Genomic DNA, 8,941 nt, shown 5'->3' on the forward strand with positions numbered 1-8,941 from the left:
TCAGGCCGAGGTGCGCGGGATGGTGTCGTCCTTGCGCAGGGTGAAGATCTCGTAGCCGGTCGCTGTCACCACCAGGGTGTGCTCCCACTGGGCCGAGAGCTTGCGGTCCTTGGTGATGGCGGTCCAGCCGTCGCCCAGCACCTTGGTGTCGGCCTTGCCCTGGTTGATCATCGGCTCGATGGTGAAGGTCATGCCTTCCTTGAGCTCCATGCCGGTGCCGGCACGGCCGTAGTGGAGGATCTGCGGCTCCTCATGGAACACCTTGCCGATGCCATGGCCGCAGAACTCGCGCACCACGGAGAAGCCGTTCTTCTCGGCGTGCTTCTGGATCACTTCACCGATGTCGCCCAGGCGGCAGCCCGGTTTGACCAGCTCGATGGCCTTGTACATGCATTCCTGGGTGACCTTGGACAGGCGCTCGGCCCAGACCGGTACGGTACCGACGTGGAACATGCGGCTGGTGTCGCCGTGGTAGCCATCCTTGATCACGGTGACATCGATGTTGAGCGTGTCACCGTCCTTGAGCGGCTTGTCGTTGGGGATGCCGTGGCAGACTACATGGTTGATCGAGGTGCAGATCGACTTCGGGTAGCCCTTGTAGTTGAGGGGCGCCGGGATGGCCTGCTGAACGTTGACGATGTAGTCGTGGCACAGGCGGTCGAGCTCTTCGGTGGTGACACCGGGCTTGACGTGTTCTTCGATCATTTCCAGCACATCGGCGGCCAGGCGGCCGGCGATGCGCATCTTCTCGATGTCTTCTGCAGTCTTGATGGTGACGGTCATTACAGGCTCTCTACGGCGCCGCACGCGGCGCGAACAAACGGGAAAGGCCGGATTCTAGCAGAGCAGGGCGGCATTCTGTCGGGATAAAGGCGGCCATGCTGCTGTCTATAGGAGGCATTCTGGCCTGTTTGCCAGGGTGCTGCAAAAACTGCTGACGGACGCAACCTGAACCGGGTTCCGTTCGCTCGCGGTCTGTGGTATAAAATGCGCCGCTTTCGGGGACGACCCCGTCAGCACTAAACCCACACACGTGTCGACACGATGACCTGGGTGCCCCGATTCTCCGGAAGCGCGGGTTGGTCATTGGGATACGTGGAGGCCCAACCCGACTTATCAAGGAACTATCATGTCCCAAGTCAACATGCGCGATATGCTGAAGGCTGGTGTGCACTTCGGCCACCAGACCCGTTACTGGAACCCGAAAATGGGCAAGTACATTTTCGGCGCGCGTAACAAGATCCACATCATCAACCTGGAAAAAACCCTGCCAATGTTCAACGACGCTCTGTCGTTCGTAGAGCGCCTGGCCCAGGGCAAGAACAAGATCCTGTTCGTCGGCACCAAGCGTTCCGCCGGCAAGATCGTTGCCGAGCAAGCTGCTCGCGCAGGTTCGCCATACGTTGACCACCGTTGGTTGGGCGGCATGCTGACCAACTACAAAACCATCCGTGCTTCGATCAAGCGTCTGCGCGACCTGGAAACCCAGGCCGAAGATGGCACCTTCGCCAAGCTGACCAAGAAAGAAGCCCTGATGCGTTCGCGCGATCTGGAAAAACTGGACCGCAGCCTGGGTGGTATCAAGGACATGGGCGGCCTGCCTGATGCCCTGTTCGTGATCGACGTTGACCACGAGCGCATTGCTATCACCGAAGCCAACAAGCTGGGCATCCCGGTTATCGGCGTTGTCGATACCAACAGCAGCCCAGAAGGCGTTGACTTCGTTATCCCAGGTAACGATGACGCCATCCGCGCTATCGAGCTGTACATGACTTCGATGGCTGACGCCGTCATCCGCGGCCGCAACAACGTTGCCGGCGGCACTGAAGTCTACGCTGAAGAAGCGGCTGCACCTGCTGCTGAGTAATAGGCGCTAGCGTCTACTTGGCACGCGAAAAGGGGGCTCTGCCCCCTTTTTGCCACCTTGAAATCCTGCTGTCAGCAACGGCCCCGCATGATGGGCGAGCTGATATAAAGGCAGCGATTTGCAGAATTTAACGCCCGCGTCGAGCGGGTGGAATGGTTGAAAAACTTTCCAAGAGGATTTTGAAATGGCAGCAATTACTGCGGCGCTGGTCAAAGAACTGCGCGAGCGTACCGGCGAAGGCATGATGGATTGCAAGAAGGCCCTGGAAAAGGCCGGCGGCGACATCGAGAAAGCCATTGACGACATGCGTGCCTCGGGCGCCATCAAGGCCGCCAAAAAGGCTGGCAACGTCGCTGCTGAAGGCGCTATCGCCGTCAAGACCGACGGCAAAGCCGCCGTCCTGCTGGAAGTGAACTCGCAGACCGACTTCCTGGCTCTGCAAGACGACTTCAAGAACTTCGTGGCCGAAAGCCTGGAAGAAGCCTTCGCCCAGAAGCTGACCGACGCTGCTCCGCTGATCGCCTCGCGCGAGTCCGCTCGTGAAGCCCTGGTTGCCAAGTGCGGCGAAAACGTCAACATCCGTCGCCTGGTGCGCGTTGAAGGTGACGTTGTCGGCGCCTACCTGCACGGCAACAAGATCGGTGCTGTCGTTGTCCTGAAAGGCGGCGACGTCGAGCTGGCCAAGAACATCGCCATGCACGTTGCCGCTTCGAACCCAGAGTTCCTGGATTCGTCGGAAATCTCCGCCGAGGCCATCGAGCGCGAGAAGGGCGTCTTCCTGCAGCTGAACGCTGACAAGATCGCCGGCAAGCCGGAAAACATCGTTGAGAACATGATCAACGGTCGTATCACCAAGTTCAAAGCCGAAGCCTCGCTGAAAGAGCAAGCCTTCGTCATGAACCCGGAAGTCAAAGTTGGCGAGCTGGCCAAGAAAGCCGGCGCTGAAATCGTTTCCTTCACCTACTTCAAGGTTGGCGAAGGCATCGAGAAGCCAGTTGACGACTTCGCTGCTGAAGTTGCCGCTCAGGTAGCTGCTGCCAAGCAGTAAGACAGCCCCGTCTGTCGCCCCAAAGAGGCTGCCCGCTCACGCGCGCAGCCTCTTTGTCAAAGCGGGAACGGTTTACAAGGCCGTTGCTCGCTGACGCAGTCGCTGCGTCACGATAGAGTTATACGCAGGCTCAAGAAGCCCGCCAGAATTTTACAAACGCCGCAGGAGAGATTCGCAATGGCTCAGCAGGGCAGTGGTCATCAGGCTCGCTATAAACGCATTCTACTCAAACTTAGCGGCGAGGCCCTGATGGGCTCGGAAGAGTTCGGGATCGACCCCAAGGTCCTGGATCGCATGGCGCTGGAAGTCGGCCAGTTGGTCGGCATCGGTGTTCAGGTAGGCTTGGTGATTGGTGGTGGCAACCTGTTCCGTGGCGCGGCGCTCAGTGCAGCCGGCATGGACCGCGTTACCGGCGACCACATGGGGATGCTGGCCACCGTGATGAATGGCCTGGCCATGCGCGACGCGCTGGAGCGGGCGAACATCACCGCCATCGTCATGTCGGCGATCTCCATGGTAGGCGTGACCGATCACTATGATCGCCGCAAAGCCATGCGCCACCTGAACGCTAAAGAAGTCGTAATCTTCGCTGCCGGTACCGGCAACCCGTTCTTCACCACCGACTCCGCCGCTTGCCTGCGCGCCATCGAAATCGATGCCGATGTAGTTTTGAAGGCAACAAAGGTCGATGGTGTATACACTGCAGACCCATTCAAGGACCCGCATGCCGAGAAGTTCGATCATCTGACCTACGATGAAGTGCTGGATCGCAAGCTGGGTGTAATGGATCTGACGGCAATTTGTCTGTGCCGCGACCACAAGATGCCGCTGCGCGTCTTCAACATGAACAAGCCCGGCGCCCTGCTGAACATCGTGCATGGCGGCGCGGAAGGAACTCTGATCGAGGAAGTTCAAAAATGATCAACGACATCAAGAAAGACGCGCAGGAGCGCATGACCAAGTCCCTGGAAGCGCTGGCTCGCAACTTGGCGGCGATCCGTACCGGTCGCGCCCACCCAAGCATTCTGGACACCGTCAAGGTCACTGCCTGGGGCAGCGAGATGCCGCTGAACCAGGTGGCTGCGATCACCGTCGAAGATGCCCGCACCCTGAAGATCGTCGCCCACGACAAGAACCTCAGCGCTGCCATCGAGAAGGCCATTCTGACCTCCGATCTGGGCCTGAACCCGTCCAGCGCCGGTACCACCATCCGCGTACCGATGCCGGCCCTGACCGAGGAAACCCGCAAGGGTTACACCAAGCAGGCCAGCGGCGTTGCCGAAGACGCCAAGGTGGCCGTGCGCAACGTGCGTCGTGATGCCCTGGGCGACCTGAAGAAGCTGACCAAGGACAAGGAAATCAGCGAAGACGAAGAGCGTCGTGCCGCTGATGAAATCCAGAAGCTGACCGACAAGTTCATTGCTGAAGTCGATGCTGCTTACAAAGCCAAGGAAAAGGACCTGATGGCCGTTTAAGGCCGAGGTTTTTTAATGGAAAAGTCCAAGTTGGCGGCACCGTCCTCGGTGCCGCGTCATGTCGCGATCATCATGGATGGCAACAACCGCTGGGCGAAGAAGCGCCTGTTGCCCGGCGTTGCCGGGCACAAGGCCGGCGTCGATGCGGTGCGCGCGGTCATCGAGGTGTGTGCCGAGTCCGGGGTCGAAGTACTGACCCTGTTCGCGTTCTCCAGTGAAAACTGGCAGCGCCCGGCCGAAGAGGTCGGCGCGTTGATGGAGCTGTTCTTCTCGGCCTTGCGCCGTGAGGCCCGACGCCTCAACGAGAACAACATCAGCCTGCGCATCATCGGCGATCGTTCGCGTTTCCATCCCGAGCTGCAGGCCGCCATGCGCGAAGCCGAAGCGCTGACCGCGGGCAGCAATCGCTTCATCCTGCAGATCGCCGCCAACTACGGTGGCCAGTGGGATATCGCACAGGCTGCCCAGCGCTTGGCGCGTGAGGTCCAGGCCGGCCATCTGCGTCCGGATGACATCACCCCGGGCCTTCTGCAGACCTGCCTGGCCACGGGCGAGCTGCCATTGCCCGACCTGTGCATCCGCACCGGCGGCGAGCACCGCATCAGCAATTTCCTGCTGTGGCAGCTGGCCTACGCCGAACTGTACTTCTCCGACCTCTACTGGCCGGATTTCAAACACGAGGCCATGCGCAAAGCCCTGGCCGATTTCGCTTCGCGCCAGCGCCGCTTCGGTAAGACCAGCGAGCAGGTCGAGGCTGGAGCTCGTGCTTAATGCTTAAACAACGCATCATTACTGCGCTGATCCTGTTGCCGGTCGCGCTGGGTGGGTTTTTCCTGCTCAACGGCGGGGATTTCGCCCTGTTCATCGGCTTCGTGGTGACCCTCGGTGCCTGGGAATGGGCGCGTCTGGCCGGGCTTGTGGCCCAGCCTTTGCGCATCGCCTACGCCGCCGTGGTCGCCGGAGCGCTGATGCTGCTCCATCTCATGCCGGACCTGGCACCCTGGGTGCTCGGGGCTTCGGTCATCTGGTGGGGGCTGGCCACCTGGCTGGTACTGACCTATCCACGCAGCAGCGAACTGTGGGCCAGTGCGGCCTGCAAGCTGTTGATCGGCTTGCTGATCCTGTTGCCAGCCTGGCAAGGGCTGATCCTGCTCAAGCACTGGCAGCTGGGTAACTGGCTGATCCTGTCGGTCATGGTACTGGTCTGGGCGGCCGATATCGGCGCCTATTTCTCTGGCCGTGCCTTCGGCAAGCGCAAGCTGGCGCCGCAGGTGAGCCCGGGCAAGAGCTGGGAAGGTGTCTATGGTGGCCTGGCGGTCAGCCTGGTGATCACCCTGGTGGTCGGCATCACGCGTGACTGGGGCTTCGGCCAGCTTCTGCTGGGGCTGCTGGGTGCTGCGCTGGTGGTCATGTCGTCGGTGATCGGCGATCTGACCGAGAGCATGTTCAAGCGCCGTGCCGGCATCAAGGACAGCAGCAACCTGCTGCCTGGCCATGGTGGTGTGCTGGATCGCATCGACAGCCTGACGGCGGCGATCCCGATCTTTGCTGTGCTGTTGTGGGCTGCCGAATGGGGTGTGATGTGAGCGGCGTGCAGCGAATTACAGTCCTGGGTGCGACCGGCTCGATCGGTCTCAGCACCCTTGATGTGATTGCACGGCACCCTGAGCGCTACCAGGTGTTCGCGCTGAGCGGTTATTCGCGCATCGACGAACTGCTGGCCCTGTGTGTTCGGCACCGTCCGGTCTATGCCGTGGTGCCCAATGACGAAGCCGCTACGCGCCTGCGTGATGGTCTGCTTGGCGCTGGCTGCAGTGCGCAGGTGCTGGTAGGGGAGGCGGGCCTCAGTGAGGTCGCAGCAGCCCCTGAAGTGGATGCGGTGATGGCGGCCATCGTCGGTGCCGCTGGCCTGCGCCCGACCCTGGCCGCCGTCGAGGCGGGCAAGAAGGTGTTGCTGGCCAACAAGGAAGCGCTGGTGATGTCTGGCGCGCTGTTCATGGACGCGGTGCGGCGCAGTGGTGCCGTGCTGCTGCCGATCGACAGCGAGCACAATGCGATCTTCCAATGCCTGCCTGGCGATTATGCCCGTGGCCTGAGCCAGGTCGGCGTACGTCGCATCCTGCTGACCGCCTCGGGTGGGCCGTTCCGCGAAACGCCCCAGGCGGCCCTGGTCGATGTCACGCCGGAACAAGCCTGCGCCCATCCCAACTGGTCTATGGGGCGGAAGATTTCGGTGGACTCGGCCAGCATGATGAACAAGGGGCTGGAGCTGATTAAAGCCTGCTGGCTGTTCGATGCGGCGCCGGCCAAGGTCGAGGTGGTGGTGCATCCGCAAAGCGTGATCCATTCGCTGGTCGACTACGTCGATGGTTCGGTGCTGGCCCAGCTGGGCAACCCGGACATGCGCACCCCTATCGCCAACGCCCTGGCCTGGCCAGAGCGCATCGATTCCGGGGTGGCACCGCTGGACCTGTTCGCCATTGCCCGCCTGGACTTCCAGGCGCCGGACGAACAGCGCTTTCCCTGTCTGCGCCTTGCGCGCGAGGCGGCTGAAGCCGGTAACAGTGCGCCTGCGGTGCTCAATGCGGCCAATGAGGTCGCCGTCGAGGCATTTCTCCAGCGGCGTATCCGCTTCCCGGAGATCGCGGGTATGATCGAACAGGTGCTTGATCAGGAACCTGTGGTGGCGCTGCCTTCGCTGGAGGCCGTGTTTGCAGCCGACCAGCGCGCCCGCGAGCTGGCCCGTGAGTGGCTGAGGCGTCACGGCCGTTGAGGCCGGTGGCTATGCCAGGGTTCTGCTGAACGTCATTCGGAGATAGATATGACTGCGCTCTACATGATTGTCGGCACCCTGGTGGCCCTGGGTGTATTGGTCACGTTCCACGAATTTGGTCACTTCTGGGTCGCTCGGCGCTGCGGGGTCAAGGTGCTGCGCTTCTCCGTCGGTTTCGGCACGCCGCTGCTGCGCTGGCATGACCGCCAGGGCACCGAGTTCGTGGTGGCGGCGATCCCTCTGGGTGGCTACGTCAAGATGCTCGACGAGCGTGAAGGCGATGTTCCTCCGGCGCTTGCCCATCAGTCCTTCAACCGCAAGTCGGTGCGTCAGCGCATTGCGATCGTGGCCGCAGGCCCGATCGCCAACTTCCTCCTGGCCATCCTCTTCTTCTGGCTGCTGGCCATGCTCGGTACCCAGCAGGTCCGCCCGGTGATCGGCGCGGTCGAATCCGGAAGCCTGGCAGCTTCAGCAGGCCTGGCCGCCGGTCAGGAAATTGTATCTATTGATGGCAAGGCGACCAGCGGTTGGTCCGCTGTCAATCTGCAACTGGTTCGACGCCTGGGTGAGAGTGGCACGCTGCAGGTGGGGGTGCGCGATGAAGGCGCCACTGCCGAGCGCCAGCTGCAGGTGAAACTGGACCATTGGCTCAAGGGCGCCGACGAGCCTGACCCTATCCAGTCCCTGGGCCTGCGCCCATGGCGGCCGGCCGTGTCGCCGGTGCTGGCCGAAATCGATCCGAAAGGCCCGGCCGCTGCCGCTGGTCTGAAGGCAGGCGACAAGTTGCTCGCCCTCGACGGCGCTGCGCTGAGTGATTGGCAGCAGGTGGTGGACAGTGTTCGCGCCCGCCCGGACGCCCAGGTGGTGCTGCGTGTCGAGCGTGATGGCGCGGCCCTGGAGGTGCCGGTCACGCTGGCTCACAAAGGTGAAGGCAAGGCCGTTGGGGGTTACCTCGGCGCGGGTGTGAAGGGCGCCGAATGGCCGCCCAGCATGCTCCGCGAAGTCAGCTACGGCCCGTTGGATGCCGTGGGCGAAGGCCTCTCGAGGACCTGGAACATGAGCGTCCTGACCCTCGAGTCGCTAAAGAAAATGCTGTTCGGGGAGCTCTCGGTAAAAAACTTGAGCGGACCGATAACCATTGCTAAAGTGGCGGGCGCTTCAGCCCAGTCCGGCGTGGGGGATTTCCTGAATTTCCTGGCCTACCTGAGCATAAGCCTGGGGGTTCTTAACCTGCTGCCCATCCCAGTACTGGATGGGGGGCATTTGCTGTTTTACCTGGTCGAGTGGGCGCGCGGTCGTCCGCTGTCGGAACGGGTGCAAGGTTGGGGGGTCCAGATCGGTATCAGTTTGGTCGTAGGGGTGATGTTGCTCGCCCTGATCAACGATCTGGGTCGACTTTAAAAAGCTTCGCTCAATTGCGAACCTGCCGTCTCCATGCGGCGGGTTGTTTATTGCCAGTTGGAATAAAAGGACTTCATGAAACGTCTGCTGCTAACTGCGGTCATGTCCGCACTGATGATCGCTGAAGTTCACGCCGAGTCCTTCACTATCTCCGATATTCGTGTCAACGGCCTGCAGCGGGTATCCGCTGGCAGCGTGTTCGGCGCCTTGCCGCTCAACGTTGGCGACCAGGCTGACGATCGCCGCCTGGTGGATTCCACCCGCTCGCTGTTCAAGACCGGCTTCTTCCAGGACATCCAGCTGAACCGCGATGGCAACGTCCTGATCATCAACGTGGTCGAGCGCCCGTCGGTGTCGAGCATCGAGATCGAAGGCAA

General features: G+C 61.6%; 10 protein-coding genes. 9 read left to right on the forward strand and 1 reads right to left on the reverse strand.

The annotated features are described in order from the left end of the window. Positions 1–783 (reverse strand): type I methionyl aminopeptidase, encoded by a 783-nt coding sequence (map, locus tag J7573_RS21805; RefSeq protein WP_025337973.1) that lies wholly within the window; start codon positions 781–783, stop codon positions 1–3. Between the two features lie 346 nt (positions 784–1,129). Here map and rpsB point away from each other — a divergent pair, with 346 nt between their 5' ends. From rpsB to J7573_RS21850, 9 genes are all read left to right on the forward strand, one after another. Further along, complete coding sequence (rpsB, locus tag J7573_RS21810; protein ID WP_027920037.1) at positions 1,130–1,867, forward strand: 30S ribosomal protein S2; 738 nt, start codon at positions 1,130–1,132, stop codon at positions 1,865–1,867. A 184-nt stretch (positions 1,868–2,051) separates the two neighbouring features. Then, the gene (tsf, locus tag J7573_RS21815; protein WP_060512638.1) at positions 2,052–2,915 is read left to right on the forward strand and encodes a translation elongation factor Ts; all 864 of its coding nucleotides are present in this window, start codon (positions 2,052–2,054) and stop codon (positions 2,913–2,915) included. Positions 2,916–3,092: 177 nt separating this feature from the next. Beyond that, positions 3,093–3,836, forward strand: a complete 744-nt coding sequence (gene pyrH, locus J7573_RS21820) for a UMP kinase (RefSeq protein ID WP_027920035.1) — start codon at positions 3,093–3,095, stop codon at positions 3,834–3,836. Beyond that, positions 3,833–4,390: a ribosome recycling factor gene (gene frr, locus J7573_RS21825; protein WP_152959007.1), complete on the forward strand. Its 558-nt coding sequence runs from the start codon at positions 3,833–3,835 to the stop codon at positions 4,388–4,390. Before pyrH ends, frr begins: the two co-directional genes overlap by 4 nt. Before the next feature lie 15 nt (positions 4,391–4,405). Further along, a complete protein-coding gene (uppS, locus tag J7573_RS21830) occupies positions 4,406–5,161 on the forward strand; it encodes a polyprenyl diphosphate synthase (RefSeq protein ID WP_027920033.1) in 756 nt (251 codons plus the stop codon). Next, positions 5,161–5,976, forward strand: coding sequence for a phosphatidate cytidylyltransferase (locus J7573_RS21835; protein WP_294340273.1), 816 nt, complete (start codon positions 5,161–5,163; stop codon positions 5,974–5,976). Before uppS ends, J7573_RS21835 begins: the two co-directional genes overlap by 1 nt. Continuing rightward, positions 5,973–7,163, forward strand: a complete 1,191-nt coding sequence (gene ispC, locus J7573_RS21840) for a 1-deoxy-D-xylulose-5-phosphate reductoisomerase (protein ID WP_294340275.1) — start codon at positions 5,973–5,975, stop codon at positions 7,161–7,163. Before J7573_RS21835 ends, ispC begins: the two co-directional genes overlap by 4 nt. 48 nt (positions 7,164–7,211) lie before the next feature. Next, complete coding sequence (gene rseP / locus J7573_RS21845) at positions 7,212–8,564, forward strand: sigma E protease regulator RseP (protein WP_294340277.1); 1,353 nt, start codon at positions 7,212–7,214, stop codon at positions 8,562–8,564. A 75-nt stretch (positions 8,565–8,639) separates the two neighbouring features. After that, positions 8,640–8,941 (forward strand): POTRA domain-containing protein (locus J7573_RS21850; RefSeq protein WP_348529460.1); only part of this gene is annotated, 302 nt, incomplete at its 3' end.

This window comes from Pseudomonas sp., from assembly GCF_017744435.1.
Lineage (GTDB): Bacteria > Pseudomonadota > Gammaproteobacteria > Pseudomonadales > Pseudomonadaceae > Aquipseudomonas.